This is a genomic window from Cryobacterium sp. TMT1-19, assembly GCF_004403055.1.
GTDB classification, from domain to species: domain Bacteria; phylum Actinomycetota; class Actinomycetes; order Actinomycetales; family Microbacteriaceae; genus Cryobacterium; species Cryobacterium sandaracinum.
The window spans coordinates 15,106-40,503 of record NZ_SOHB01000062.1; the positions used below are offsets into that span (position 1 = coordinate 15,106).

Below are 25,398 nucleotides of genomic sequence, written 5' to 3' on the forward strand. Positions count from 1 at the left end.
GGGAATGAGATCGTCAGCATGGTGGGGTCGGCCATCACCGTGCTCCACGGCCGCTCGCCCGACCCGCTCGCCGGGCTCGATCCCGGTCAGCTCCCAGGATCCCGGGTCTGGGTATATACCAATTTCGATTGCAATCTGGCTTGCGACTATTGCTGCGTTCGGTCGTCTCCGAAGGCAGAGCGGAGAGCCATCGGAATGGATCGAGTCCGGCAGATCGCGCACGAGGCTGCAGATGCCGACGTCAAAGAGCTCATCCTCACCGGCGGAGAGCCGTTCTTGCTGAATGACCTCGACGAGTTGGTCAATGCCTGCACGAACAAACTGCCCACGACGTTGCTCACCAACGGCATGCTTTTTCACGGCAGGCGGCGCGAGCGCCTGCGTCGAATGGACCGCTCCCAGCTCGTGCTGCAGATCAGTCTCGACTCTGCCACATCCGAGATCCATGACAGCCACCGCGGCTCCGGGTCCTGGGCCAGGGCCGTCGCGGGCATCCAAATCGCACACGACGAGGGATTTCGAGTCAAGGTCGCAGCCACCTTGCCGGCCGACCAGATGCACGAACTTGCGCCGTTTCACGCCTTTCTCGATACTCTCGGTATCCTGCGGGACGACCAGGTAATCCGCGCACTCGCCCACCGCGGAGTCGCTGAGTCCGGCATAGAACTGACCGTTGACTCGCTCATACCCGAGGTGACGATCACCGCCGACGGCGTTTACTGGCATCCCGTTGCCGCCGACCACGACGACCAATTCGTAACGGGAAACATCTTCCCGCTTGCGGATGCGATCGCTGAAGTGACCCGCCGATTCATCGCGCATCGCCGTTCCGCCAACGCAATCTCGGAATGGTTCCCCTGCGCGTGACCGTATCGGCTCGGCGAGCATCCGCGTGGTCTCGGTTCACCCGGGCGGCGAATTCAGGTGGTGTGTGCAACACCGGTTTGATTTGTTCGATTCGAGATTAGTGTGGCGAGGACTTCTGCGGGCGTTCGGTAGCCGTGGCGTGTGCGGGGCCGGCGGTTGAGCTCGGCGGCAACGTTCTCGAGGATCCCGGACCCTCCGACCTCTGCGGTCGCTGTGTTGCCCGCCCTTACCGCAACGCGGCGGCAACTTCCAAGCGCAACGATCCACGACCTTGAACGTAGAGGGCCTGGTAGATCGTCTCGTGTGACACCTGCATCTCCAGATTCTCCGGATGCTCGACTTTCAGTCGACCCGCAACCTGTTCCGGGCTGAACCGATCGGTGAGCATCACGGTGACCTGTTCCCGTAACGCTAACCCGTCTAGCTACCGGGCTCTTGGCCGGCGAGCCCTTGCCCAGGTCTGCTCCTGCGCGAGCGAGGGCACATACCGGCCAGTGATTCGGTTTCTGGTCACCTCCCGACTGATCGTCGACGGTGCCCGGCCCAGCGCCGCTGCGATGCGACGCACCCCGTGACCCCGGGCGAGCTGGAATCCGATCTCTTCTCGATCTCGCAACGATCAAAGTCCGACACTGGCGACACTGAAATCCTGAACCGGTGATGGCAGCACCTTCTAATAAACCACCGATACTCAGTAGGACGCGACACCCCCGCAGCCTGCGCCGCGACGGCGCCCGATAGCCCCGCGTCCACCCCCTCCCAAAGCCCCGTCTTCCCGGTCCATCTTTCCAGTACAGAGGACGTCCATTCTCCCTGGAAAAGCTAGCCCCAGCGCCACGAGTGGCCTACCTTGGGGACGAGCGGAATGCCCCGGAGGCCAATTCGCTACCGCCGTATGTCGGCGGGCACCGCTATCGAGTAAGGAAGCTCACCGTGGCATACAACGTCGCCCAGAAACTCATCGCGTCGCACCTGGTCTCCGGGGAGATGGTGCCGGGGACCGAAATCGGCCTGCACATCGACCAGACCCTCACCCAGGACGCGACCGGGACCCTGGTCATGCTGGAGTTGGAGGCGCTGGGACTGGACCGCGCGCGCACGGAGGTTTCCGTGCAGTACGTCGACCACAACCTGTTGCAGGCCGACAGCAAGAACGCGGAGGACCACGACTTTCTCCGCTCCGCCTGCCAGCGGTTCGGCCTGTGGTTCTCGAAGGCCGGGAACGGGGTGTCGCACCCCACGCATATGCAGCGGTTCGGCATCCCCGGCAAGACGATGGTTGGCTCCGACAGCCACACCCCGGCCGCCGGCTCGCTGGGGATGCTGGCCATCGGCGTCGGCGGCACCGAGGTGGCCCTGGCCATAGCCGGCGCGCCCTTGTACATCAGGATGCCCGAAATCTGGGGCGTGAAGCTCACCGGGCAACTGCCGCCGTGGACCAGCGCCAAAGACGTCATCCTCGAAATGCTGCGCCGGCACGGCGTCAAGGGCGGCGTCAACCGGATCGTCGAGTACTACGGCCCCGGCCTCGCCACCCTGACCGCGATGGATCGGCACGTGATCGCCAATATGGGCGCCGAACTGGGCGCGACCACCACCGTTTTCCCGGCCGACGATCAGGTGCAAACCTTCCTGCGCGCCGAACAGCGCGAGCAGGATTTCACCGAACTGCTCGCGGACGAGGATGCGACCTACGACGTGACCGGGGAGATCGATTTGGCTTCGATCGTGCCGTTGATCGCGCTTCCCAGCTCGCCCGGCAACGTCGTGCCGGTGCGCGAAGTGGCGGGGCGCCCGGTGGGACAGGTCGTGATCGGGTCGTCCGCGAATCCGGGCCTGCGCGATTTCGCGATCGTGGCCGCGATCACGAAGGGGCGGCAGTCATTCCCCGGCCTGTCCCTCGACGTGAATCCCAGCTCCCGGCAGATTCTGCAGGACATGACCATCATGGGGGCCACCCTGGATCTGATCGGGGCGGGCGCTCGGCTGCATCAGTCCGGCTGTATGGGCTGCATCGGCATGGGCCAGGCCCCGGCGAATGGCAGCATCAGCCTGCGCACGATGCCGCGCAACTTTCCCGGCCGCTCGGGCACCCAGGAAGACTCGGTCTACCTATGTTCGCCGGAGACGGGGGCCGCCGCCGCGCTGACGGGACAGATCACCGATCCGCGGGACCTGCCCGGGCTCTTCGGCTTGGAATATCCCCAGATCACACTTCCGGCGGTGTCGAGCGTGAACCTGGCGATGCTCGAGAAGCCCTTGCCGCCGGAGGAATCCATAGCGGTGCACCTGGTCAAGGGCGAAAACATCTCCTCGTTGCCGGTCTTCGGACCGCTCTCCGAGCACATCGAGGCACCTGTCGCCCTGATCGTGGGCGATGACATTTCGACGGATGAGATCCTGCCGGCGGGTGCGCGCGTGCTCCCTTTCCGCAGCAACGTCCCCAAGCTCGCCGAATTCACCTTCGACCAAGTCGACCCGACCTACCCGACTCGCGCTGCCCAAACCCGAGATACGACCGGCCACATGATCGTCGCCGGTGCCAACTATGGGCAGGGCTCCTCTAGGGAACACGCCGCGATCACCCCGCGCTTCCTAGGATTAAGGGTGGTGCTGGCGGTCTCGTTCGCACGCATCCACTGGCAGAACCTGGCCAACTTCGGCGCGCTGGCGCTCCAGTTCGCCGATGCGGCCGATCACGATCGCATCGCGCAGGATGACGTGCTCGTGCTCGACGGGATTCGTGAGGCTCTCTCGAACGGAACGGAGATCCTCGTGCGCAACACAACCCGTGATGAGGTCTACTCCGTGCGCCACGAACTCTCGACCCGGCAGATCGAGATGCTCCTCGTCGGTGGCCTCATCCCGTGGCTGCGCACCCGGAGCGCGCGCGGAGCCGCCGTTCCTGAGGAAACCAAATAGGCCCGCGCAGTTTCATTTTGCGGCAAATTTTCATTCTGTGACGGTAACCGCCCCCAGTGCCCGACCGATCTCAATGTCGCATGTCACGGTGAGTACCAGACCAGCCACGAGGGCGTGTCCGTCGCCGGTGATGCTGGCCGGGGAAGTCGCTCATCGTCTGGGCCTTCGCTGAAGGTCGCGCCGCAGCAGCAGCCGTCGATCGTTTCTTGAAGGTGAGACGCAGCTGCCCTCCCCAAGCCAACGGACCACCCCTTCACCATCTAATTGACCTTCAACCCAACCGCGGCACTATGCGCCTAGACCGCGCGGAAAACGGAGATCTACAAGCATGAGATCCTCGAAAATCAGCAGACTCCACGCGCTGGCAGCGTGGCCGACTCCGAACTGAGAACGGGCGGCACCGACCAGCCACGCGCGGCAATCACAGCACCGTTGACACGCGCACAGCGGTAGCGCAGCATGAGGGAAATGGAAGTTGAGAACGACATGCAAAAGAAGTCGCTCACCGCACTCGTGCGCCACCATCTCAATCACGCACGGGACGCATCCAGCGGTCGCAGCGCGGAGACCGTTTACGGCGGCCACGTGCACGTCCTCCGGCAAACGCTGATCGCGCTCCGTGCCGGGCGACGCCTTGGAGAACACGACAACCTGGCTGAAGCAACCGTGCAGGTCCTCGAGGGGCGGGTCGTTCTCACCTCGGGTGGCGCATCGTGGTCTGGATGGCGCGGGGACCTGATCACGATGCCGCCGGGCCGCAACTCGCTGGAGGCTGTCGAAGACGCGGTCATCCTGCTCACCGTGGCGAAGCTCATTGCTCCGGCGCGGCGTCCTCCGCCGATTGCACTCGGCAAGCCGACGGCAGATGGGGGCCGTGACGGGACGACCGAGGGGACGGACACCATCGTGCTCGACGCCCGCACCATCCCGCACGCCATCCGGCACGCGGCCGTCTTCGGCGCGCTCGACGCCGTTGTGCCGGGGTTCGCCCTGGACGTGATCGAACCGCACGACCCCCAACGGATGCTGGCGGAACTTCAGCAGAGCCAGCCAAACACTTTCGACGTGAGCTACATCGAACGAGGCCCGGAGCTCTGGCGGGTGCGTTTCAGCCGCGCTTAACCGACAGAGCCGACCGGTGGATTTGGGGAAGTTGTTGGTGGCCAGGAGGCGTTCGATCTCTTGGCGGCCGTCGTCGCGCCAAGTGAGTCCGTTCCACTCCAAATATTTCCCCACCTTGGCCGCCAGAATCGTCAACAGTACGCGGCACGCTGAGGAGCAACCAAACCACCTGCATTTCCAGTCAGGAGAACCGAATTCCCGTGGAGTAAACGCGATGGGGAGACCATCCCTGCGGATGATCTCACCGGAAACCGTGTGAATGGCGACTAGCTGAAGGAATCTCCACAGGCGCAACTGCTGCCCGCGTTCAACAGTGGAGACCCAGGCAGATCAGTCACCAGCTGCGGATCGATTTCCCGGGACAGCCCGAGATGGACGTCGTGCACGAAAGTATCTATCGGGCTCTGTATTCGCCGCACGCAAACGGGCTGTCCCGGGGAATGGCCCGTCACCTCCGAACCGGGCGCCGCGGGCGTCCGACCCACCGTCACACGACGAAACGGCGTTCGAGGTTCTCCGGCCCGCTGCTGGGCGAGCGCCCTGTTGAGGTCGACACCCGACTGGTTCCCGGCCATTGCGAAGGCGACCTCGTCTGCGGAACCTTTAACCGTTCAGCCATTGCGACCCTCGTGGAACGCACCACTGGCATGCTCCTGCTCGTGCTCCTGAACGGCAAACGCGACGCCGCCACCGTCCGTGAACGCGTCGGTCAGGCCATGTCAGGGCTGCCGGCGCACCTACGAAAATCATTGACCTGGGACCAGGGTTCGGAAATGGCTGAGTATCTGCAGTTTCAGACCGAGACGAACATCCCGGTCGCGATGGTAATTTCCTGGTGTCGGGATATCTCCGCTCCCTGATCCCAGGTCGTCGAACGGCGCAGCCTGCGTCGCGACGGCCACCGACAGCCCCGCGTCCAACTCCTCCCAAAGCGACAAACGAACGCTCAAAGGCGACAACGGTCGAGCCAACAACAACACCCCACAGAACTCAGGGTGTTGCGCTCACCACCTGAACTCGCCGACGACCTCATTGGCGTGATGTCCACCTTGCCGACGGCACGCCCTTCTCGGGTCATCATTGTCGACGTAGCGTAGGCGGGTGATTCCCGGCGGCACGGCCGACAAGCTGCACGACCCCTCGTGCAATTCATCGCGTCGCTGGCCGCCGGGGTTACCTGCATCTGGGGTCAGGAAGACGATGTGGAGCGCTCCTGTTTATGGGAGGACATGCCCAGCGGTCGTGAAGAGGCGGTACCACTCCTCACGGCTGAGCGGAATTTCGGATCCTGCGGCAGACTCCACCACTCGCGCGGGCTTGGTCGTCCCCAGGACCACCTGAATGTTGGCCGGGTGCCTGGTGATCCAGGCGACCGCGATCCCCGTCGGCGTGACCCCGTGGGCGGCGGCGATGTCATCGAGGGCGTCATTGAGCGGGCCGTAATTCTCCCGGTCGCCCACGAACACGCCGTCGAAGATGCCGCTCTGGAACGGCGACCAGGCCTGCAGGGTGATGTCGTTCAGTCTGCTGTACTCGAGGAGCCCGTTGTCGCGGTCAATCGACTGGTCCAGCCCTGCCATGTTGGCAGCAACTCCCTGCGCGATCAACGGCGCGTGGGTGATGCTCAGCTGCACCTGGTTGAAGGCCAGCGGCTGGTTGACCGAACGCTTCAGCAGTTCGATCACCCCGGGCGTCTGGTTGGAGACACCGAAGTTGCGCACCTTTCCCGCGGCGTGCAGCGCGTCGAACGCCGCAGCAACATCCTCGGGCTCGACCAGAGTGTCCGGACGGTGCAGCAGCAAGATATCCAGGTAGTCGATGTTCAGCGCCGCGAGAGACTCGTCGACCGAGCGGAGGATGTGCTCCTTGGAGAAATCGAAAAAGCCCTGACGGATGCCGACCTTTGACTGAATGATGACCGCCTCACGCTCTGCGTCCGTGAACGTGACCGCGTCACCGAACCGCTTTTCGCAGCCGTGCGCGCCACCGTAGATATCGGCGTGATCAAAGAAATTGATGCCGGCATCCCGCGCGGTGCCGACGAGAGCGCGGATCTCCTCATCGTCCATGTCCGAGATCCTCATCATCCCGAGAATGACATTGGATGCCTGCAGATTTGTACGCGGAGGGTTGTATATCTTCATCAGACCATCCTGCCCTACTTCGAATTTCTGCCAGCTCGCGCTCAAAGAAAAACCAAGGGGGAAGAGGGAGCCAAGAACCGAGTGAACTTTGCACCGTCAACGGACGCATGGAATCGTCAAAAGTGGTCGAGAGCGTGTTGGATCTGTCTTCACAAACAGCACTCATCTTGGGCCATCGCCTAGGTGGTGGTGAACCGATCTACTCGAAGAAGGTTTCCTGAGAAAGACCGGCGGCGTTTGCGGACGAGAAGAAGTCCCGTCAGGAAGAGCAGAGTCGCGAGAATTATCGGTTGGCCAGGGTCGGCGCCCGTGGCTGCGAGAGATCGACCAGCATCGACTGGCGGACCGCCTACCACGCCGACCTTCACTGTGACAGTGGCGGTGTCGCAATTGCCGTCAACGTCACAAACTTTGTAGGTGAAGGAGACGGTGCCGGTGTAGCTGGAGTCGGGCGAATAAGTTACCTCTCCGACATCAGGGTCAACATCGACGGTGCCGTGGCTGGGTCCGGCAACGATCGAGACCGAAGTCGGGTCAAGATCACCATCACGGTCAGTGTCATTGTCGAGGACATCGATGACTACTGGTTTGCCGGTAGTCGTGGTCACGTCGTTGTCTGCAGCAACTGGTGGCGTACTGGTTGCCGGAGGAGCCGTAACCCTGACTGTGACGATTGCGGTGTCGCAACGGTCTGTGGTGTCGCAGATCTCATACGTAAACGTATCGGTCCCCGTGTACAACGAGTCCGCGGTGTATCTGATCTCACCAGAAACAGGGTCGACCGAGAAGACACCGTGTGATGGCGCCACAGTCACCGACACGGTCGTGACATCGAGATTTCCGTCGACGTCCGAATCGTTGTCCGCGACATCAATCAATAAGGTGACACCGGAGACGGCCGGCGAGCTGTCATCAACAGCCACCGGCGAAGACTGAACCACCGGAACTGCAGTGACGTTGAGGGTCACCGTGGCGGTGTCACACACCGGTCGACCATCACAAATGCGGTACTCGAACGAGTCCGAGCCGACATACGAACCCGACGGCGAGTACGTGACAACACCCGTGGTCGCGTTGACCGACGTCGTCCCGTGGGCAGGCGGTGTCGTGACCACGACCGATGTCAGATCCAGGTCGCCATCAACATCAGTGTCATTCGCCGGAACATCAACCGTACGGGCCACCCCAGAAGTCGCCGCAAACGGCCCATCATCAACAGCCACCGGCGGAGACTGAACCACCGGAACTGCAGTGACGTTGAGGGTCACCGTGGCGGTGTCACACACCGGTCGACCATCACAAATGCGGTACTCGAACGAGTCCGAGCCGACATACGAACCCGACGGCGTGTACGTGACAACACCCGTGGTCGCGTTGACCGACGTCGTCCCGTGGGCAGGCGGTGTCGTGACCACGACCGATGTCAGATCCAGGTCGCCATCAACATCAGTGTCATTCGCCGGAACATCAACCGTACGGGCCACCCCAGAAGTCGCCGCAAACGGCCCATCATCAACAGCCACCGGCGGAGACTGGACCACCGGGTTCGTGGCGGTGACGGACTTGGTATACGTGCCGAGATCGGAGTTGTAGTGGTACGAGGAGCCCGAATAGTCGTAGATGTTTGCATTGACAAGACCGGTACCTGGAGCTTTTACCAAGGCCGTGACCGTGACCACGATCGAGTTGCCGCCTGCCTTGCCCGTCCCTAGACAGGACCTGTAGGACCCACTTGTCGTAACCGGGTCCCATGTGCACGCGTTGGCGTAGAAACCGGCGGTCGGCGGACCGCCGGCCCCTGTTTCTGGCTGCGTATAGGTGCCAGTCACGGACAGAATTTCAAAAATGGTGCCGTCAAGTGAGGGCCCAGCGGACAGCTGCTCGTAACCCTGTGTGGCAGTCTTTCCCGTCAGTGAGTAGCTGACTGTCTGACCGACAACAACATTTGTCGGTCCTGTCACGGAGGTCACTGCGTTGCGGTTTTGAGAGACGAGCTTCTCAACGTAAATCTCGCGTGTCGTCGGGGTGCTCACGGTGGTGACTCCCGGGGCCGCAGCCGAAATCGTGAAGCCACGTTTGGCGTTGTAGGCCGCCGCATCGCGTGTGATCTCGACCGTCCACCATAGCTTCGTGCACGAATTGGCAGCGATAGCGGGAACACTTTTTGTCGCAGTGCTGTCGAGATTGATGTAGGTATTGGCAGTCGTCCAATTCCATGCCACGTCAACACCGCTAACCGCCGTGCCGGTTACGTTGCATACCTTGGCACCAACCGAAAACTGGTTGGGCCCTGACGTAACACTGTTGCTGTCCAACCCGACGACGTTCCACTCGGTGGGGGTGATCGTTAGCGAATTAGTAGCGGCAGAAGCGGGTGAAACGCACACAGCGAGAATAATGGCGCTCAGGGCCGTGATCGCACCAACGCGAAATTTGACAGGAATCAAGACAGGGGCCTTTTGCTAGTCGGGTTTCTCGAGGGTGCAAGTTCCTCCGAGCAAGACCATGCCGCCGCTAGGTGTCGGTGGCGAGATCTTGAAGATCCTGTCAATAAGGGTCCGGACTGTACATACCCCAGTTAGGGACTGTGCGGAAGCCGGATTGAGCCAAACACATCGCATCCGACGAGACCGGTGGAACACCGCTACGGGCCCGACGGTCTCGGTATGGGCCACATACTGCCCGAGGGGGGCGATTCGCTTAGCATTTAAGACAATCCGACGCGCGTGAACAGGGGCAAACTTGAACCAACCTCCGAGCGATCTCAAGACTTTTTTCGACCGGGCCGATTGGATGCGCAACTTCAGCAAGCCGTCCGAGCCCGAGTACCGGAATCCGTTCGACCCGGCACAATTGAACCATGACCCCGCTCCCCCGCAGCACCCCCGAGGCCGAGGGAATCTCCTCCGCCGCCATTCTCGATTTCATCGCCGCGGCGGAGGCGCAGCTCGAGAGCCTGCACAGCCTCATGGTCGTTCGACACGGTTGCGTCATTGCGGAGGGCTGGTGGTATCCCTTCGCGGCGCAGCATCCGCACCTCATGTTCTCGGTGAGCAAGAGCTTCACCTCGACCGCCGTCGGGCTCGCCATCGGCGAGGGCCGGCTCACGCTCGACGACCTCGTCGTCGACCTGCTACCAGACGACCTGCCCAAGCAGATCCACCCGCACCTGGCCGCGCTGACTGTGCGCCATCTGCTCACCATGACCACGGGGCATCCGACCGATACGGTGTCCCTCGCCGACGACTCGCACGGTGACAACTGGGCGCGCACCATCCTGGCCCAGCCCCTCGAGTTCGCGCCGGGCACCCACTACGTCTACAACAGCGGCGCGAGCTACCTGCTCTCGGCGATCCTGCAGCGGCTCACCGGAGAGCGTCTGTTCGACTACCTCACCCCGCGGCTGTTCGACCCGCTCGGCATCATCGGCGCCACGTGGGAGTCCTGCCCGCGCGGCATCGACGCCGGCGGCTGGGGGCTCTCCCTCACGACCGAGCAGCTCGCGACCTTCGGCCAGCTGCTGCTGCAACGCGGCGAATGGAACGGCACGCGACTCGTGCCGGCGGAGTGGATCGACGAGGCCACCCGGGTGCAGGTGGACACGTCGGGCACCGAGCACGACGTCGACGGCCGTCAGGGCTACGGCTACCAGTTCTGGCGGAACCGGCCGACCGGTTACCGCGCTGACGGAGCGTTCGGTCAGGTCTGCCTCGTGCTTCCAGAAACGGATGCCGTGGTCGTGCTGACTGCGGCGCTCCCGGCCGCGCAGCGCGCGCTCGATCTCGTCTGGGAACACCTGCTGCCCGCTTTCACCGACCAGCCGCTCGCAGAGATACCGAGTGGTCTTGCCGGAAAGCTGGCGGGCCTCACCCTGCCGACCGTCGTGGGCGAACCCACGTCACAGACGGCGGCGCGGGTGGCGGGCGTCCGCTTCGACTTCGACGATGCGGACGTGACCGCGGTAACTTTCGAGCCGGGACTGCTCACGATCATCCGTGGCGGCGTGGGCCGGCGGCTAGCCTTCGGCCACGGCGAATGGGTGGCATCCGCCGATGCCCGGGTACTGGCGAGCGGCGCGTGGGTCTCCCCCAGCACTCTGGTCGTGCGGGCGCACAACGTGGGCACGCCGTTCTCGCGCACGTACACGCTCGAGTTTCGGGATGACGCGTTGACCCTCGACATCGAGCAGAGCGTGGCGTTCGGGGATCCGCCCCCTACTCGCCTGGTCAGCCGGTAGCTGTGCAGATCCGCGTGGTTTCGCGACCAGTGAGGTCGTCCAGAATGAAGTCAGTGATTCATCAGGTGTCGCAGCCAATGCCGTCACCGTCGCGGTCGAGTTTGGGTGCGTAACCCGGTTCTCCCGCATACAGCGGTGCCGCTCCCGCAGCGCGCACAGCGTCGCAGTTCGCGTAGGTGACCTCGACAGGTGCGGGTGCAGGAGCAGGTGCAGGAGCAGGTGCAGGAGCGGGTGCCGGTGCTGGAGCAGGAGCGGGTGCCGGAGCCGGCGGGGCAATAACAACCGGAGCTGGTGCCGGCGTGAACGAGGAGGTCAGTGCCATTTCACCAGTGCAGGAGCCGAGGATGCTGGTCATGGCGTCGTGCTCTGCCTGAGTGACCCACAGTCCATACGTCGCCTTGACGGACACCTGACGTGCGACGTAGCCACAGCGGATCGCCTTGTTCGACGGCAACCAGGTGGCGGTATCGCCGTCGCCCTTTTGAGCGTTGGAGCGACCGTCGACAGCGAGGAGATTCATGGGATCGTTGGCCAGAGAAACGCGCTGAGCCTGAGTGAGCTGCTGAGCGCCCGTCTGCCACGCATTCGACAGAGCGACTACATGGTCGATCTGGACCAACGCTGACGTGTCCTGACCCCGAACGAAGGCGATTGGCGTGGCGGTGTACGGCGAGACGAAGTAACCGGTCATCACCCGACAGGTCCCCGACTTGGTCGTAGGGCTCAAGTCTCGAGCGAGGATGTCGTTACGGGTGTCGCATCCGTTGCGGTCCACGTCTATCCAGGCGGAGCCGAACATGCCGGTGCGCTCGTAGCCGGTCTTCGCTGCCTTGCCTTTGACGGGGATGGTTGCGAGGAGCGCCAACGCTGTCGTATCGGTGGAGCTCGTATCAACGGTGACGACTGATGCGGCCTCAGCTGGAGCGGAGACTGTCGAGGGATCGACCGGTGCTTCTTCCGAGAATTCTGTCCCCGGTGTTGGTGCGGGGGTCGGAGTCGGAGTCGGAGTCTGAGTCGGTGTCGCGCTAGCCGTGGGCTGCTCAGCCACAGCAGTTTCACCTGCATCTGGTGCCGCAGCAGCGACCCCCCCTGAGATGAAGAACACGAGGCTGGCGGCCAGCGCGAGTGCAGCTGTCTTTCGGGTAGGAATTGATGCCCACAGCTGGCGACCACTGATCGCATACACCCCCGTAACCATGGCAGCCATTCCAAGAATGACGAGCGTTGCAGGGAATCCACCGACGATGGCGTACATCAGAGCGAAGAAAGCGACCAGGCCGCCGAGGATCCCAGTGCTGAGAGTCGGCTTGGACCACTTCGTTTTGGTGGTGGGTGGCGTGCTGATGACAGTCTTCGTTGGCTCCGGTTTTTTCCTGCCAAATTTCATCATCTGATCCCCCATTTCAAAGCGCTCGACGAGAGTGCAGACACGCCTATCTGAAACGTATTGGAGGCAGGGATTAGCCGATCACCAGGCGAACACCCCAGAACGGGGAACCAGCAAGTTCCAGTTACACAGCGTTCGGTATGAATCCCCGCAGATAGGCGCGAAGTGCTGGGTCGCAGACGTAGACGTAAGTCCCCCGGATGCCACGGGTCAGAAGAACCGCATAGATGTTGGTGATGAACCGCAGGAGGTCGTCGTCGGTGTACTTCTTGCCGAGGACGTCGTTGTTCTCCTTGCCCTTCTTGTCGAAGTACGAGCCCCGATCGATAACCAGCTTGCTCTCCCTGGCGTCGTAGCGAAGGTCCGGGCCGATGATCACGCCGGCGTAATTGAGGTCATACCCCTGCACGGTATGGATCGAGCCCACTTCGTCCACGGACTTCGGTGAGGCAATCCAGTCGGTCTGCGTGCTGTTCCAGCGCAACTGACAGTCGCCGACCTCAATGTCAAACGCGGTCTTGTCGGTCTTGGTCTTCCAGGCCCACGCGTAGCCGGCGAGCAAGCGTGAGAGGCCGACCTCGGCATCCCTGCGACGGATCTCCGCGCGCATCTCCACGAGGCTGGCGAACAGCCGAAAGTCGTAGCCCTCGAAAAGCTCAGGAGCCACCGCTTGCGGCCGGCTGATCACGGTCGTCGCGCCGAGAATGCGCCTGACATAGCCGACATAGTCCGAACCCGCCTGCACTCGCATTTGCGACATCAGCGGATAGTGACGTTTCGTCAGGCGCGCTTCGAGCACGAGGCTGTTCAGCAGTTCTGCAGGCACATCGGCCGGGCGAACACTCTGCGCCGCGTCCAGCAGGAAGATCTGATGCTTGCTCTTCGCCGTGATCCAATCAAGCTGGGTCTTCGTCTTGTCGTCGCTCCCGAAAAGCTTCTGGGTGATGAGGCTGAAGTTCCTGTTTTGGACACCAGAGGGTTGATTGGCTCGCTGATTCAGACGGTGGGATTCGTCGACGATGAGCAGGTCGAATTCTTCCTCGGCGAATCCGACCTCGAACGCGGTCATGACCATCTCCGGCCGCAGCCCCGGCGTCTTGCGGAACACCTTCTTGATAGACTCGCGCAGCGACTGCTGCGGCACCACCAGACCGATCCGGATGTCGGTGAGGAGCTCCCGATAGCCCGGCACGAAGAACTCGGAGAACAGGGAGTCGCTGTCCAAGTCATCGCCGGGCGTCGAGGCCGCAATGTCGACGAGCAGCTTGAGCAGGTAGATGGCGACCACGGTCTTGCCGGTGCCCGGGTCACCCTGCACGACGATCGTGCTGTCGGTGCCGGCCTCCAGATCGTCGAAGAGCCCCTCGAGGATGCCGTCGACGGCGACGGCCTGGTCCTGCGAGAGCGCCTTGAACGGTGACAGCTTGAAGAGGTCGCTGTTTTCGATCGCGGGAATGCTCCGGGTGAAGACCCCGTCTCGCCTGAGCTCGTCGAACACCTCGCGGAAAGTCTCGCGGTAACGGCCGCGGTCGAAGTAGTCCGCCTCGGTGATTCCATCATTGCGGTTGAGTACGCGGTAGACGCCATCGCCGGCGAGCATCCGAATGAGGTACGACTCCAGATCGAGGCACACGGACTTGTTGAACGTCGCGTCAACGATGACCCGAACTGTGCTCAGGTGCTTCTTCTCGGACGAGTCGAAATGCTGGCGCATTCGTGCCGCAGCGTTCCGCGACTCCCCCACGTATACATCGTTGAGTCCGCCCCTGATCGAGGGCTTTCTCCTGATCTTGGCGTCGTCTAATACATAGACAACCGGCCAGTTCGTGTTGCGGTCGTCGAGTGGCGCCCACGCGCGGACCGCTTCCTTGGTGAAGTCGAAGCGCTCGATTTCAAAGGACGTCATATTTGGTGCTGCGCCCCCGCGATTTGTCGACCGGATACTTCTTGCGTGTCTTCGCCAGCTTGTCAAGAACAATTTGATTCGGATCGACCCCGAGGCGGTCGGCAAGCAGGATGCAGTAGGTGAGCACGTCGGCAAGTTCATCACGCACCCGATCTGTGTCGCCCTCGGCATTCCATTGGAAGCACTCGAGTAGTTCACCGGCTTCGATGGCGATGCTCTTCGCCAGGTTCTCGTGGCTGTGAAACTGCGCCCAATTACGCTCGGCGACGAAGGCTGCGATTTCGTCGCGGACTGAAATTTCGTCCATGCCGCAAACCTAGCAGTGTCGAGTTCCATCGGACTTTGGCGGCGGATGCGAGGCCTTCCAGCGAAGCCTTGCTGCTGGCCAACTTCAGCCTGCCCGCAATCGCCACTTATGGGTTCCGGGCCCGGAAGCCCCGGCGCGCTGGCCCGGAACGACCCGGCCGCTACCCCTCGATCCCGAGCTTCGCGGATCCGCCAACCACATCCCGGTCCCCCAGCGGCTGCGTCGGCCGTGCATTGTGACTGTGTGCGCCTTCAAGTGTGCCGATCTGCTCCGCCGACATCGAGATCGGCGTGCTCATCACGACCCACTGCACGTCCTCGGTGCACGGCGGTGTGGTCAGGCCGCCCGAGTACTCGTAGTTCTCCAGCGACCGCGGCAGCACGGCCGCGATATCCATTGTCACGTCCTCATCGTCAGCCAAATGCGTGGCCGCGTCGACGAACGGCGCCAGGGCGCCGGATGTTTGCCCCTCGGTCACGAGGATGCCCAGCACCAGTGGATTGCCAGCTGCATCCGCGTGCACCAGGTGCAGCTCGGCCGCCGCCGGCAGGCCGTTCACGGTGCGCTCCGACGGCACGTGGGCGTGCATCTGCTGCAGACTTTACTCGTCGCCGGCGAAAGTCAGGGTCTCGCCCTCGCCGTCGGCCTCGAACTCCACCGCGTGCCCGGTGTCGAACACATCGGCCTCCGCGTCCTCCGCGCTCAGCTGGATGACCGAGCTCGGTGCGGGCACGGTCGCGGGCAGGTCGATCGGGGACTGGGCGTTGCCCACGCCGCAGGCCGCGAAGCCGGGGTCCAGCTCCGCCCACGATGCCGGGCCGCTCGCGCCGTCGCAAGACCATCGCGCCGGCTCCGCCACCGGTGGCTTGCTCGACTCCGTCGAGGGCTGGGCGCAGCCGACAAGGGTGATGGCGGCCACCGTGAGAGCGGAGGTGATGAGCCAGGGTCGTGCGGACAGGGGACCTCCTGGAAAACGGCATGGAAAAACGCCACACCGAACATGTGGCGTGACCACTCTTGTGACAGAGCCGCCTTCCCGAATTATCCTCTCGCTGCACCCGGCCTACGGTCATCGCCGATCTCCTGCAGTGCGAAAGCACCTCGCCTGAAATCCCCGCGCCCCTGCCGGACATCCCTCAGTATGAGAGTTGTGACCGACACCGAGCGCGAGAAGCGGATGCGTAACCTCGTCGTGCTCGTCGTCGACCCCGTGCGCCGCTATTTGCACCGCCGCACCGACGCCGCGACGGCCGACGACGTGATCGGCGACACCCTGCTGGTGTGCTGGCGCCGCCTCGACGAGGTGCCCGACGACGCACTCCCCTGGGCGATCGTCGTCGCTCGACAGTGCCTCAGCAACGCTCAACGCGCCGAGCGTCGGCGCATCCGTCTCATCGGCCGCATCATTGCCATCGACCCGCCGCCGGCCGCTGCGGACGAGAACCCCGCAGCATCCACCGTCGATAGCGCCGCCAAGACGGCCCGCGTGACCACCGCCCTCGCCGGCCTGCGTCGAAACGACGCGGAGATCCTGCGGCTGTGGGCATGGGACGAGCTGAAGAGCCCGCAGATTGCCGTCGTGCTCGGCATCAGCGCGAACGCAGCGGCGATCCGCCTACACCGTGCGAAGGCTCGCCTCAAGCAGGAGCTACTGAAATCCGGCGACCCGACCGGACATGTACCGTACGACGAAGGGAGCGAAGATGCACGACGATGACCGTGCGCTGCGCGATCAGCTGCGTGCCGCCGATCCGGCCCGCACGCTGCCCCCTGCCTCGCCGACATGGCTCGACCACAGAATGGAGCAGATCATGACCGACCAATCCCCTGGCACCACGACCGTCACCCCCACGGCGCCGCGACGCGCCTTGCGGCGTTGGATGCCGGTGGTTGGCATCGCCTCCGGCCTCGCCATCGCCGCCGCAATCGTCGTGCCCCTCGTCGTCGGCGGCCCGGAGCCCACCGTCGAGGCGTTACAGCCTCCCATGGACGGAGGCCTCGCGAGCGGCAGCTGCCTCAGGCTCGAGCCGGCGACCGTCGCGGCGCAGGAGCAGGCGTTCGCCGCGACGGTGCTGCAGATCCAGGGCGACACCGTTCTGCTGGAGGTCAGGGAGCGCTTCGCTGGCGACGTCGCCGACCGCGTGGAGGTAACGCAGGTCGACGCGATGACCTCCGACTTCTCGGGCGTGCCCTTCGTGGTCGGCCAGAGCTACCTCGTCGGCGCAGTCGATGGAACGATCACCGGCTGCGGCGTCACCGGTGCCGACAGCGCTGAGCTTCGCGCGGTCTACGACGCAGCGTTCCCTGGCTGATCCACGCCCGCGAGCGGATGACGGGACCGGTGCCGGAATCGTCACATCTGGTTTCGGACCCCGCGGCGGTCAGTGAGACCGTTGTGTCGTGCCCCGGAAGAAAACGAGTTTGCCGGATGCGACAGTAACTCACTGCTGCGCCGGGATAATCTCCTGGCCGATCAACAACGATGTCCGACCGACCGTGATGACGTCGCTGCCGCCGCGCAGGAAGCCGGCTCTCGGTGGGAGGCCATGATTCAGAAGGAAACGGGCGACGCAACACGCGCACGGGTGATCCGCCTCGTCGGTGACGGACTCGCAGCCAACGTGATCGCCGGCATCGAGCCTGCCCCCACCCCCGCACAACTCGACGCACTCCTCGACGCCCTGATCCCTCGACCCGGTGGTGCGTCAAGACAATGAGTGGAGCGCTACTGGGCGCGATTGCCGGCCTAGCGGCTCTCGACGCCTTCAATCCGGCGACCATCGTCGCCGTCACACTCATCCTGCTTGTTGCACCCAGTCGGCCCGGACTAAAGGCACTGGTGACCATTCTCGGCGCGGCCACAACCGTGTTCGTGGCGAATGCAGCACTGTTTCTCGGCGCTAGCGCAGCCGCAGGCGCCGTCGGCGGCATTGTGCTCGCGCTGCGCTATGTCGCCTTCGGGGCAGCGGGAGCCGCGGTGGTTATCGCTGGCGTTCGACGCTTCCGAACCCGACCCCGCAAACCCATCGAACTGCCCGCGTGGTTCACCCCGTGGACTGCATTCCCTTTTGGCGCACTATTCACGGCCGCTACTGCCTACCCTGCCTAGTGCTCCTAGTCATCGGCCTGCTCTCTCGCCAACGAACCCATGCGCTCCTGGCCCGCATCACCAACAGACTCGGAACCGGAGACGTCCCAGCGTCACATCCGTCGGCGATCGCGCTCATGACCCTGGGTCTCTTCGTCGGAACCCTGCCTCTCTGGGCTCTCAGCTAACATCGACCGCCCTTCTCTCTGGGTCTTCATCCTGTCTGGCCATTCGCGACTCATGGGTCTACTACCTCCTCGGTAGCTTCATCGAAGTGGTACTTCTCATCGCCATTGCCGTAACCGCATGGAAGTGGCCGCCGACTCAAGTCGCGTACTCACCGACGTAGGCAACCAACGCGACGAGCCCGCGTCACGATCCCACGGACATCCACTCGCGGGAGCAACGATGCCGGGTGCACTGTGCTTGCTGCGCCAATTCCATGAGCGCGGTTGATGTTGCCGGAGATGGGCACTAAGTTGTGGATTCCCTGAATTTAACCATCGTCTTCACGCTTTTCTCCAGTCCAGCCAGTCCATATTCGACCTCACTCCCAACAAAGGGGATGTCCCTTGGATTCATTGAGAAGGCTCACAACCGTCGCACTCGCGGGGTTATCCGTGTTCGCTCTGGCCTCCTGCGGAACCGGAACAGTAGTAACCCCCAACGCGTCCGACGCTAGGGCGACGTTAGCTCCAGCGGTCGCAATCGTGCCGACAACGGTCAGGTCTGGCGCATTCAGTGAGACGGCGCAGGTCTCCCTTGGGAAGGACGGGGCGCTCTCTACGGCCGGCGCGGCTGGAAGCGGTGACGCGTACTTCCCCAACGCCGGCAACGGCGGGTACGACGTCCAGCACTACGACCTCGCCCTTCGCTACATGCCGCCGACGGAACCCACGGTCCTCACAGGCCGCCTCAGCGGCGTCGCGACCATCACACTCCGCGCGAAGCAGGATCTGCAGTCGCTTAACTTCGACTTACGCGGCCTCGACGTCTCGTCGGTCCGAGTGGACGGCAAGGTGGCGGCGCACGGGAAAGCGCAAGGCAAAGACAGCGCCGAGTGGTCACAGAAGCAGGACGATGCAAACCGATACTGGGAACTCACCGTTGGGCTGCGGCCGAAGCTCAAAGCAGGACAAACGACGACCATCGTCATTGAGTATGGCGGGATCACCGGGCGGCCACTAGACACCACCGGGGCCCTCTACGGGTGGGTCACCACTGCTGATGGCGCGATGGTGGTCAACGAGCCCGATGGAGCGGCGACCTGGTACCCCGTGAACGACGACCCGGAAGACAAGGCAACTTACAGGTTCCGCATCACGGTGCCGGCCGGTAAGACAGCTGTGGCGAACGGGCTGCCCGCCGGGGCGCCCAAGACGAAGGCCGGCTGGACAACATGGACGTGGCGGGCATCCGACCCGATGTCCAGCTACCTGTCGACGGCAAGCGTAGGCGACTACGCCTTGTCCCGCGACGTAAGTCCGGACGGTCTGCCGATCATCAATGCGATCGACGATGGAGTGACGGGCGCGCCCCTTGCAGAAACGGCGGCGGCACTCGCGCTGCAGCCCCAGATGATCACCTTTCTGGAGGCCCAATTCGGGCGATACCCGTTCGAGTCGTTCGGCGCCATTGTCGACGACGACTCGGTCGACTACGCCCTGGAGACTCAGACCCGCCCGGTGTACTCCGAGGTCGCGGACGAAAACACAGTGGTGCACGAACTGGGGCACCAGTGGTTCGGCAACTCTGTGACCCCGTCTGATTGGAAGGACATCTGGCTGAACGAAGGCTGGGCGACCTATATCGAGTGGCTGTGGGCAGAACATCAGGGCACCGCATCAATTTCCAATCAGTTCGCCGACACGGTGGCATACCTGGACGCAAACGACGGCTGGGCACTCAACATCGCAGACCCGGGTCGCGACAGCCTCTTCGCGAATCCGGTCTATCTGCGGGGCGCGGCTACCCTGTACGCATTGCGCGCGAAGATCGGTGACGACGCGTTCTTCGCCGGCGCCCGCTTGTGGCTGACTGAGTACAACGACTCGAATGCGACCACTGCGGAATTCGAAGCCGTAATGGAAGAGAGCTCAGGCCAGCAACTCCAGACTTTCTTCGACGACTGGTTGCGCGAAGGCGACCGCCCGGCAATGCCCTAGCCATTAGCGCAGTCCCCGGCAAGGAGAACCCGAAAGTACACGGCACGGTGTGCCCCGAGCAATCGAGCCCGACTGACTTCATGCGCCCGGACAAGGTGAAACACACAGCGTTCGAGACCATCCGACGCAGGTGAAAACAGAAAAACAGCCGGAGCTACGGCGCTGAAGAAGAACTCGCAGCCACAAAAAACTGCAAGATCCACTCAAACCAGAAATCGTTCCTGAGAAGCCTCAGGTGCGATTTCTTTATATTTGCCTTCACTGATCCGGTTGACCGACGACTCTATCCAGTACTGCTTGCCGAGGTTGGTCTTCCGGCAGCGTCAGGCCTTCACATCTCCGCGCCATCCGCCGTCGGAGGTTCCCTTCGCCTCGATGAACTCCTTAAAGTTCCTGAGGTCTTTTTTAATGGCGTGATCGTCGATACCGAGAGCGGCCCCAGCCTTCTCAAGCAGCCCTGTCGCCTCCCAATCAAGCTGTACCGTCACCCGTGTCTCGTTCGCGGCCAACTTATGGAACGTGACAACTCCCGCGTGGTCAACCTGGCCGCCGGTGCTGTTCCAGGCAACACGCTCGTCAGGGTGCTGCTCAGTTATCCGAGCCTCAAACTCGCGCTCCACGCCACCGACTTTAACCTTCCACTCGGTGAGAGTGTCGGTCACCTGCGTGACGGATTCAACAAAACTGAGAAACTTTGGAAACTCCTCGAATTTTGTCCACTGGTTATACGCGACGGTAACGGGAACGTTGACGTCGACAGTCTCGATGGCGTTGGGCATGATGACCTCCTAATGCGAATTCGACGGATGAAATAGTTTCTGCAATCCCATTCACAGTACCGAAGGCTAATCCAAGGTCAACCCGGGTAAGGAAAAACTCGCGGGAACGAGAAGGTTCCTGTGCGCGGAACCTCAGCAGCGTGAACAGGCGATGGGACGGGCTGAACGACGGGCGAGGGAGACTCTTCAGAATCTCTCTCGGTCCCAGGGCGAAGGGCGACCAAAATGCACTTCAGATCGATGACGATCGCGGCCGTGGGGATAAGCGACGTCGCCCCGGCACCCAACTCTTGCATGCCGTGCAGAATCGCCTCGACTGCCGCTACGGCGGCATCAAGGGGTGCGCTATCACGCGGGCCATCGTCCGGGGCACGCAAGGTTTCTGCGACTGCGTGCAGGGCATCGCTGAGAACCGGAGGCAGTTCGGGCGGCAGCTCAAGGGGAATCGGTTTACCCCAGATCATGCCCGCAAAAACTTCGGTCAGGTTGCGCACGTGAAAGGTGACGTTCTCCAGGGCCGCGAGGCCCTCCTAGTCAACAACAAGATTTCTGCGGTTGAAACGAGCGCGAGGGTTACCCTTACGACTCTCATCGGCGCGTTGCACAGCCGACCTAACGTCTCGTGCCGCGTCCGTGAGTGCGCTGCCCCTGGTCGCCCGGAGTTCACGCTCGGGAGGCCAACTCCCAACCAAGGCCACGCCGATATTGCTGAGGTGCGTGGCGAGGGTGCCTCAAAAACTGCTCAACCGCTCGACCTCCGCCCACAGTAAGCCATCGCATGCCTCCGATAAGGGGGCCGAGGCCGATGACCAGCCAGATCGTCTAAACGCTGGGCTCGCTCAGGATGAGCACGGCCCCGGCGAGGGCGATTCCGAAGGCCAGCCCAGCGAGGGTTTGTAAAGCGCTGCGGAGCGAACGCATGAGGGTTGGGTGCATGCTCAGAAGTGCGCCCAGCGGCGCGTAGTACCGCAATTCCTGAGCGTTTCCAGGGAGGAAAGGGAACGGTGTCCAGGCAATCGCCACAGCAACAGAGATCTCGGTGATCTGGAGGAATCGCGGAGGTTGGAGACGACGACGAACCGACGTCACCGTCTCATGCCGCTGCATCTCTTGCGCTGCTCATTCAAAAAATTATTTCGCGTGACGTTGAGACCAGATCAACTTCTGAGATGCTCTGAACGCTCGTTCGCACGTTGCTCGCCAGGAATGCATACGATAACCAAGTGACTTTGCCGAACGGATTTCATCTAGCGAACCGAGAGTTCTTTGCCCGCGAGGTGCTCAATGTCGCACCCGAAATTCTCGGCTGCATCCTTCAACGCACCGATGACGACGGCATTGTGACCATTCGAATTACCGAGGTCGAGGCGTACGCGGGTGAACGCGACCCCGGCGCACACGCCTATCGGGGCCAGACGAATCGGAACAAGACAATGTTTGGTCCCGCCGGGCACCTCTACTGCTACTTCACCTATGGAATGCACCACTCGCTGAACCTCGTCGCCGGACAACCAGGACAGCCATACGGTTGTCTCATCAGGGCGGGAGACGTGATGGGAGGTGCCGCCATTGCCCGCAGCCGTCGAGAAAGCAAACCACGAAAAGTTCCTCTTCCCAGTAGCAGTTTGGCGCGGGGCCCTGGCTGCGTTGCCCAAACCTTCGGGGCAACCCTGGCAAACGACGGTGACGATCTTTTTGGCGGACAGTGGAAGTTTTTCGTTCCGGATGATGGCCTGGTGTTACCCCACCGAACCGGACCACGCGTTGGCGTCAGCGGACCCGGCGGCAATGCGACGAATTTCCCCTGGCGATACTGGTTAGCTGATGCGGCATCCGTCTCAACCTACAAACCAGGCCGCCCGTAACCGTGGCTCGCCGTTTGTCTGCATTGGTGGCCGCGGGTGGTTATATTTTCGTCAGGGCCTCGCCCTTATGCATCGCCACGTGGTCGGTCGTGTCACTCGTGATCTCATACTGCGGATCATCGGGACTGCAGCGGTGAGTGTGCCCTTTGTATTCCACGTCTATCGTATGAATTTTCGCGATGGTGCCGTGCACATGGCCGGCCTCGGAGTTCCAGCGCACGTGATCGCCGACTGAGTATTTTTTTGTCATTGGTATGCCTTCCACTGCCATAATGATGCTCTCGAACGTATTCGCTGTACCATCTTGCTTCGGATTGGCACCCTCGGGTTTCACTCTTCCGGTGGATACCAGAGGCGGTTACCGTCGACTTTCGCGAAGCTGGTGAGGGTGTGGGGCTTGGTCGAGGTCAGGCTCATGATGTCGGCAACCTGCAGGCCGCGAGCCAGCAACGCGTCTCCGATCAGTGATCGGTGACAACGCCAGGGCACGGCCTCGGCACACATGATTGCCACCGTCTGCTTCTTCGTCAGCGCCATCAACTCGTCGATGCCGGCACTGAACTCGGGCGTTTGCATGTAGTCGGCGTAGTTGCGAAAGCTTCTGTTACGCCAGGCTCCGTTGATAGATGCTTCTGCCGCCGGAGTATGACGTAACCCGCCTAGCTCGGGAAGTCGCTGATAGTCAATACCTGCCTCCGGCATGCTTGTGTCGAGTTCGTGTTCCCCAAATTGTGGGTTGTGACGAGACCCGGGAACGGTGCGAACGTCGATGAGTCGTTCGACACCATTTGCTTTCAACATTCCAACGAACTCATCAATGGGATGAGTGGAATGCCCGATCGTGTACACACAGATTCCAGCCATGTTCCCATTGAACCGCAGTGCTGAAGCCCGCATCAGAAATGTCAGATTTATGCGCCCGATACTCGGCTCCGCGATAAAGGGCGCAGCCTCGTATGGTGGCATCGCCCTGTTGCCGTCCTGAAGCCGTCGGTAACCTGATCAGGGACGAAGCTTCTTCGTTCCAGTCCGCCGGTTCACGCGGGCTAGGCGAGGATATCTCCGGTGACGCCGCTGTCACTGGAAGTCTTGAATGAACGGAAGAAAGCATGCAACCCATCCCGGCCCGTTCCGACCATTCGCATGCGAATGAAACTGCAGGGGCTGGTGGTGTCCCACTGACAGTGTCGATGCCGACGGGTGTAGCCCGGGCTGGGGTCATTGTGCTCCACGAGGTCTGGGGCCTCTCCGCGCCGGTCACCGCTCTCGTCGTCCGCCTAGCCGGCTGCGGCTATATCACCGCCGCGCCGCACCTCTACCACCGCATCGCAGACCCCGTCGTCACCGATGGGAAATTCACACAAGCCCGCCGTCACCACAACACCCTCACGAGGGAAGGGCTCACATTTGACATCGAAAGCGCCTTGTCCTGGATCCGTGCGCAAGGAGCACAGAAAGTAGCAGTAATAGGATTCTCCATGGGAGGCACCCTCGCATTGTGGACGGCAGCAACACTGCACATCGATGCCGCAGTCACCTTCTACGGTGCCGGCCTGGCTTCGCCACGCTGGCCTTGCATCCTCAGCGGAATCGATGCCGTACGCGTGCTCAAGGCACCCTGGCTGGGAATATATGCCGGCAAAGACGCCAGCACCCCGGCCCGCGACCTCCAACAGGTGCGCGAAATCCTCACCCACAACACCACGCAATCCGCGGTGGTTGTTTACCCCAAAGTCCGTCACGGCTTCGCCCTGGACCCGGACCTTCCACGCCACGCCGCAGACGAGACAACAGACGCATTCGAACGAACATCCCTCTTCCTAAGAACCCATCTACGCTAAAACAGCCAGCCAGTTCCGTAACCGGTGCCGCTCGTCGGTCACCCGGCGCATCACACCTAGCGCCATACGCGATGCACGTGGCCCAATGAGGACGGAATGGCCCATCATCAATACAGCAACAAACCGGGAGCGCATCAAGAGCCGCACCGCGTTCCAACTCCACGTCAAGGAGAAGCCCGATGCAAATGGCCGCGTCGTGCTGCGCTGCCCCGCACTGGCTCGAGGCGACCATCTCCTGCGATCCCTTCGGCACGACCGCGAGGACGTTGCGCATGAAGTGAACCCGGCAGCGCTGCCAGCCGGCGCCCTGGAACACGGTCCCGATGGCCTTCTTCAGGCCGGTGTGCGCGTCAGACATAACCAGCTTGACCCCGTCGAGACCGCGGGTCTTCAACGACCGAAGGAAGCTGGTCCAAAAGCCCTCGTTCTCGCTGTCACCAACGTCGAACCCAAGAACTTCCCGGCGCCCGTCGGCAGCCACGCCGACCGCGACGACAATGGCCTGGGACACGATCCGGTGCCCGACGCGCGCTTTGCAGTAGGTCGCGTCGAGGAACACGTACGGGAAGTCTTGGGCGGCGAGGGTGCGGTCGCGAAACTCGGCCACCTCAGCGTCCAGGCCCGCGCAGATCCGGGACACCTCCGACTTCGAGATCCCCGTGTCAGCTCCGAGGGCCTTGACCAGGTCGTCGACTTTGCGGGTCGAGACGCCGTGGACATAAGCCTCCATCACGACCGCGAACAACGCCTGGTCGACCCGACGGCGAC

At 62.6% G+C, this 25,398-nt stretch carries 26 protein-coding genes and 2 pseudogenes; 13 read left to right on the top strand and 15 right to left on the bottom strand.

Annotated elements, in window-relative coordinates; genetic code table 11:
• Nucleotides 1-18 precede the first annotated feature (18 nt).
• Nucleotides 19-867, top strand: coding sequence for a radical SAM protein (locus tag E3T40_RS14780; protein WP_241980729.1), 849 nt, complete (start codon nucleotides 19-21; stop codon nucleotides 865-867).
• Between the two features lie 226 nt (nucleotides 868-1,093).
• On the opposite strand, the gene E3T40_RS16440 is transcribed toward E3T40_RS14780, so the two are convergent.
• Together E3T40_RS16440 and E3T40_RS17670 are read right to left on the bottom strand one after the other, a co-directional pair.
• On the bottom strand, nucleotides 1,094-1,258 hold the full coding sequence (locus E3T40_RS16440) for a hypothetical protein (RefSeq protein ID WP_166786654.1): 165 nt from the start codon (nucleotides 1,256-1,258) through the stop codon (nucleotides 1,094-1,096).
• Nucleotides 1,259-1,291: 33 nt separating this feature from the next.
• Nucleotides 1,292-1,483, bottom strand: coding sequence for a helix-turn-helix domain-containing protein (locus E3T40_RS17670; RefSeq protein ID WP_134544495.1), 192 nt, complete (start codon nucleotides 1,481-1,483; stop codon nucleotides 1,292-1,294).
• Between the two features lie 317 nt (nucleotides 1,484-1,800).
• On the opposite strand from E3T40_RS17670, the gene E3T40_RS14790 reads away from it, so the two are divergent.
• From E3T40_RS14790 to E3T40_RS14800, 4 genes and pseudogenes are all read left to right on the top strand, one after another.
• Nucleotides 1,801-3,789, top strand: coding sequence for an aconitate hydratase (locus E3T40_RS14790; RefSeq protein WP_134544498.1), 1,989 nt, complete (start codon nucleotides 1,801-1,803; stop codon nucleotides 3,787-3,789).
• Between the two features lie 72 nt (nucleotides 3,790-3,861).
• A pseudogene (gene gltD / locus E3T40_RS17200) lies at nucleotides 3,862-4,057 on the top strand (glutamate synthase); the annotation flags it as partial.
• A 200-nt stretch (nucleotides 4,058-4,257) separates the two neighbouring features.
• A complete protein-coding gene (locus E3T40_RS17675) occupies nucleotides 4,258-4,911 on the top strand; it encodes a DUF2249 domain-containing protein (protein ID WP_134341952.1) in 654 nt (217 codons plus the stop codon).
• Between the two features lie 278 nt (nucleotides 4,912-5,189).
• Nucleotides 5,190-5,771: an IS30 family transposase gene (locus E3T40_RS14800; protein WP_134544501.1), complete on the top strand. Its 582-nt coding sequence runs from the start codon at nucleotides 5,190-5,192 to the stop codon at nucleotides 5,769-5,771.
• A gap of 357 nt (nucleotides 5,772-6,128) precedes the next feature.
• On the opposite strand, the gene E3T40_RS14805 is transcribed toward E3T40_RS14800, so the two are convergent.
• Together E3T40_RS14805 and E3T40_RS14810 are read right to left on the bottom strand one after the other, a co-directional pair.
• Nucleotides 6,129-7,055: an aldo/keto reductase family oxidoreductase gene (locus E3T40_RS14805; RefSeq protein ID WP_104171202.1), complete on the bottom strand. Its 927-nt coding sequence runs from the start codon at nucleotides 7,053-7,055 to the stop codon at nucleotides 6,129-6,131.
• A 179-nt stretch (nucleotides 7,056-7,234) separates the two neighbouring features.
• Nucleotides 7,235-9,502, bottom strand: coding sequence for an Ig-like domain-containing protein (locus E3T40_RS14810; protein ID WP_134544504.1), 2,268 nt, complete (start codon nucleotides 9,500-9,502; stop codon nucleotides 7,235-7,237).
• 413 nt (nucleotides 9,503-9,915) lie between these two features.
• Between E3T40_RS14810 and E3T40_RS14815 the strand changes: the two genes are divergently transcribed.
• Nucleotides 9,916-11,292, top strand: coding sequence for a serine hydrolase (locus tag E3T40_RS14815; protein WP_134544506.1), 1,377 nt, complete (start codon nucleotides 9,916-9,918; stop codon nucleotides 11,290-11,292).
• A gap of 61 nt (nucleotides 11,293-11,353) precedes the next feature.
• Here E3T40_RS14815 and E3T40_RS14820 read toward each other — a convergent pair whose 3' ends face one another.
• The 5 genes from E3T40_RS14820 to E3T40_RS14840 form a co-directional block, all read right to left on the bottom strand.
• The gene (locus E3T40_RS14820) at nucleotides 11,354-12,694 is read right to left on the bottom strand and encodes a DUF1524 domain-containing protein (protein ID WP_241981797.1); all 1,341 of its coding nucleotides are present in this window, start codon (nucleotides 12,692-12,694) and stop codon (nucleotides 11,354-11,356) included.
• A 109-nt stretch (nucleotides 12,695-12,803) separates the two neighbouring features.
• The gene (locus E3T40_RS14825) at nucleotides 12,804-14,585 is read right to left on the bottom strand and encodes a DUF2075 domain-containing protein (RefSeq protein ID WP_134544509.1); all 1,782 of its coding nucleotides are present in this window, start codon (nucleotides 14,583-14,585) and stop codon (nucleotides 12,804-12,806) included.
• Nucleotides 14,572-14,892 (bottom strand): nucleotide pyrophosphohydrolase, encoded by a 321-nt coding sequence (locus E3T40_RS14830; RefSeq protein WP_134544512.1) that lies wholly within the window; start codon nucleotides 14,890-14,892, stop codon nucleotides 14,572-14,574. The genes E3T40_RS14825 and E3T40_RS14830 overlap by 14 nt, the downstream gene beginning before the upstream one ends.
• Before the next feature lie 160 nt (nucleotides 14,893-15,052).
• Nucleotides 15,053-15,481 (bottom strand): carbonic anhydrase family protein, encoded by a 429-nt coding sequence (locus tag E3T40_RS14835; RefSeq protein WP_134544515.1) that lies wholly within the window; start codon nucleotides 15,479-15,481, stop codon nucleotides 15,053-15,055.
• Between the two features lie 12 nt (nucleotides 15,482-15,493).
• Nucleotides 15,494-15,811, bottom strand: a complete 318-nt coding sequence (locus tag E3T40_RS14840) for a carbonic anhydrase family protein (protein ID WP_166786655.1) — start codon at nucleotides 15,809-15,811, stop codon at nucleotides 15,494-15,496.
• A 231-nt stretch (nucleotides 15,812-16,042) separates the two neighbouring features.
• On the opposite strand from E3T40_RS14840, the gene E3T40_RS14845 reads away from it, so the two are divergent.
• The 5 genes from E3T40_RS14845 (at nucleotide 16,043) to E3T40_RS14860 (ending at nucleotide 20,145) form a co-directional block, all read left to right on the top strand.
• Nucleotides 16,043-16,609, top strand: a complete 567-nt coding sequence (locus E3T40_RS14845; protein ID WP_134544520.1) for an RNA polymerase sigma factor — start codon at nucleotides 16,043-16,045, stop codon at nucleotides 16,607-16,609.
• Nucleotides 16,596-17,204 (top strand): hypothetical protein, encoded by a 609-nt coding sequence (locus E3T40_RS14850; RefSeq protein WP_134544522.1) that lies wholly within the window; start codon nucleotides 16,596-16,598, stop codon nucleotides 17,202-17,204. Before E3T40_RS14845 ends, E3T40_RS14850 begins: the two co-directional genes overlap by 14 nt.
• A 72-nt stretch (nucleotides 17,205-17,276) precedes the next feature.
• On the top strand, nucleotides 17,277-17,609 hold the full coding sequence (locus E3T40_RS17380; protein WP_166786656.1) for a hypothetical protein: 333 nt from the start codon (nucleotides 17,277-17,279) through the stop codon (nucleotides 17,607-17,609).
• The gene (locus E3T40_RS14855) at nucleotides 17,606-18,001 is read left to right on the top strand and encodes a hypothetical protein (RefSeq protein WP_134544525.1); all 396 of its coding nucleotides are present in this window, start codon (nucleotides 17,606-17,608) and stop codon (nucleotides 17,999-18,001) included. Before E3T40_RS17380 ends, E3T40_RS14855 begins: the two co-directional genes overlap by 4 nt.
• A gap of 689 nt (nucleotides 18,002-18,690) precedes the next feature.
• Nucleotides 18,691-20,145 (top strand): M1 family metallopeptidase, encoded by a 1,455-nt coding sequence (locus tag E3T40_RS14860; RefSeq protein WP_241981799.1) that lies wholly within the window; start codon nucleotides 18,691-18,693, stop codon nucleotides 20,143-20,145.
• Nucleotides 20,146-20,468: 323 nt separating this feature from the next.
• Here E3T40_RS14860 and E3T40_RS14865 read toward each other — a convergent pair whose 3' ends face one another.
• From E3T40_RS14865 to E3T40_RS16760, 3 genes are all read right to left on the bottom strand, one after another.
• A complete protein-coding gene (locus tag E3T40_RS14865; protein WP_104101671.1) occupies nucleotides 20,469-20,924 on the bottom strand; it encodes an SRPBCC family protein in 456 nt (151 codons plus the stop codon).
• A 77-nt stretch (nucleotides 20,925-21,001) separates the two neighbouring features.
• Entirely contained in the window at nucleotides 21,002-21,418 is a 417-nt protein-coding gene (locus E3T40_RS14870) for a hypothetical protein (RefSeq protein ID WP_134544528.1), read from the bottom strand.
• Between the two features lie 328 nt (nucleotides 21,419-21,746).
• The gene (locus E3T40_RS16760; RefSeq protein ID WP_206750362.1) at nucleotides 21,747-21,896 is read right to left on the bottom strand and encodes a hypothetical protein; all 150 of its coding nucleotides are present in this window, start codon (nucleotides 21,894-21,896) and stop codon (nucleotides 21,747-21,749) included.
• 251 nt (nucleotides 21,897-22,147) lie between these two features.
• Between E3T40_RS16760 and E3T40_RS14880 the strand changes: the two genes are divergently transcribed.
• The gene (locus E3T40_RS14880) at nucleotides 22,148-22,789 is read left to right on the top strand and encodes a DNA-3-methyladenine glycosylase (protein WP_104101678.1); all 642 of its coding nucleotides are present in this window, start codon (nucleotides 22,148-22,150) and stop codon (nucleotides 22,787-22,789) included.
• A 40-nt stretch (nucleotides 22,790-22,829) separates the two neighbouring features.
• On the opposite strand, the gene E3T40_RS14885 is transcribed toward E3T40_RS14880, so the two are convergent.
• Both E3T40_RS14885 and E3T40_RS14890 read right to left on the bottom strand, forming a co-directional pair.
• Entirely contained in the window at nucleotides 22,830-23,123 is a 294-nt protein-coding gene (locus tag E3T40_RS14885; protein WP_370287940.1) for a DUF2945 domain-containing protein, read from the bottom strand.
• Nucleotides 23,120-23,653, bottom strand: coding sequence for a DUF488 family protein (locus tag E3T40_RS14890; protein ID WP_134544531.1), 534 nt, complete (start codon nucleotides 23,651-23,653; stop codon nucleotides 23,120-23,122). Before E3T40_RS14890 ends, E3T40_RS14885 begins: the two co-directional genes overlap by 4 nt.
• A gap of 245 nt (nucleotides 23,654-23,898) precedes the next feature.
• Between E3T40_RS14890 and E3T40_RS14895 the strand changes: the two genes are divergently transcribed.
• Nucleotides 23,899-24,630, top strand: coding sequence for a dienelactone hydrolase family protein (locus E3T40_RS14895; protein ID WP_134544534.1), 732 nt, complete (start codon nucleotides 23,899-23,901; stop codon nucleotides 24,628-24,630).
• A 220-nt stretch (nucleotides 24,631-24,850) separates the two neighbouring features.
• Here E3T40_RS14895 and E3T40_RS14900 read toward each other — a convergent pair.
• Nucleotides 24,851-25,398 (bottom strand): annotated as a pseudogene (locus tag E3T40_RS14900) (IS256 family transposase); the annotation flags it as partial.

Coding starts and splice junctions, on each gene's coding strand:
- E3T40_RS14780 (WP_241980729.1), top strand. CDS start 19: ATGGTGGGGTCGGCCATCACCGTGCTCCACGGCCGCTCGCCCGACCCG.
- E3T40_RS17675 (WP_134341952.1), top strand. CDS start 4,258: ATGGAAGTTGAGAACGACATGCAAAAGAAGTCGCTCACCGCACTCGTG.
- E3T40_RS14805 (WP_104171202.1), bottom strand. CDS start 7,055: ATGAAGATATACAACCCTCCGCGTACAAATCTGCAGGCATCCAATGTC.
- E3T40_RS14815 (WP_134544506.1), top strand. CDS start 9,916: ATGACCCCGCTCCCCCGCAGCACCCCCGAGGCCGAGGGAATCTCCTCC.
- E3T40_RS14820 (WP_241981797.1), bottom strand. CDS start 12,694: ATGGGGGATCAGATGATGAAATTTGGCAGGAAAAAACCGGAGCCAACG.
- E3T40_RS14825 (WP_134544509.1), bottom strand. CDS start 14,585: ATGACGTCCTTTGAAATCGAGCGCTTCGACTTCACCAAGGAAGCGGTC.
- E3T40_RS14830 (WP_134544512.1), bottom strand. CDS start 14,892: ATGGACGAAATTTCAGTCCGCGACGAAATCGCAGCCTTCGTCGCCGAG.
- E3T40_RS14835 (WP_134544515.1), bottom strand. CDS start 15,481: ATGCACGCCCACGTGCCGTCGGAGCGCACCGTGAACGGCCTGCCGGCG.
- E3T40_RS14850 (WP_134544522.1), top strand. CDS start 16,596: ATGCACGACGATGACCGTGCGCTGCGCGATCAGCTGCGTGCCGCCGAT.
- E3T40_RS14855 (WP_134544525.1), top strand. CDS start 17,606: ATGAGTGGAGCGCTACTGGGCGCGATTGCCGGCCTAGCGGCTCTCGAC.
- E3T40_RS14865 (WP_104101671.1), bottom strand. CDS start 20,924: ATGCCCAACGCCATCGAGACTGTCGACGTCAACGTTCCCGTTACCGTC.
- E3T40_RS14890 (WP_134544531.1), bottom strand. CDS start 23,653: ATGGCTGGAATCTGTGTGTACACGATCGGGCATTCCACTCATCCCATT.
- E3T40_RS14895 (WP_134544534.1), top strand. CDS start 23,899: ATGCAACCCATCCCGGCCCGTTCCGACCATTCGCATGCGAATGAAACT.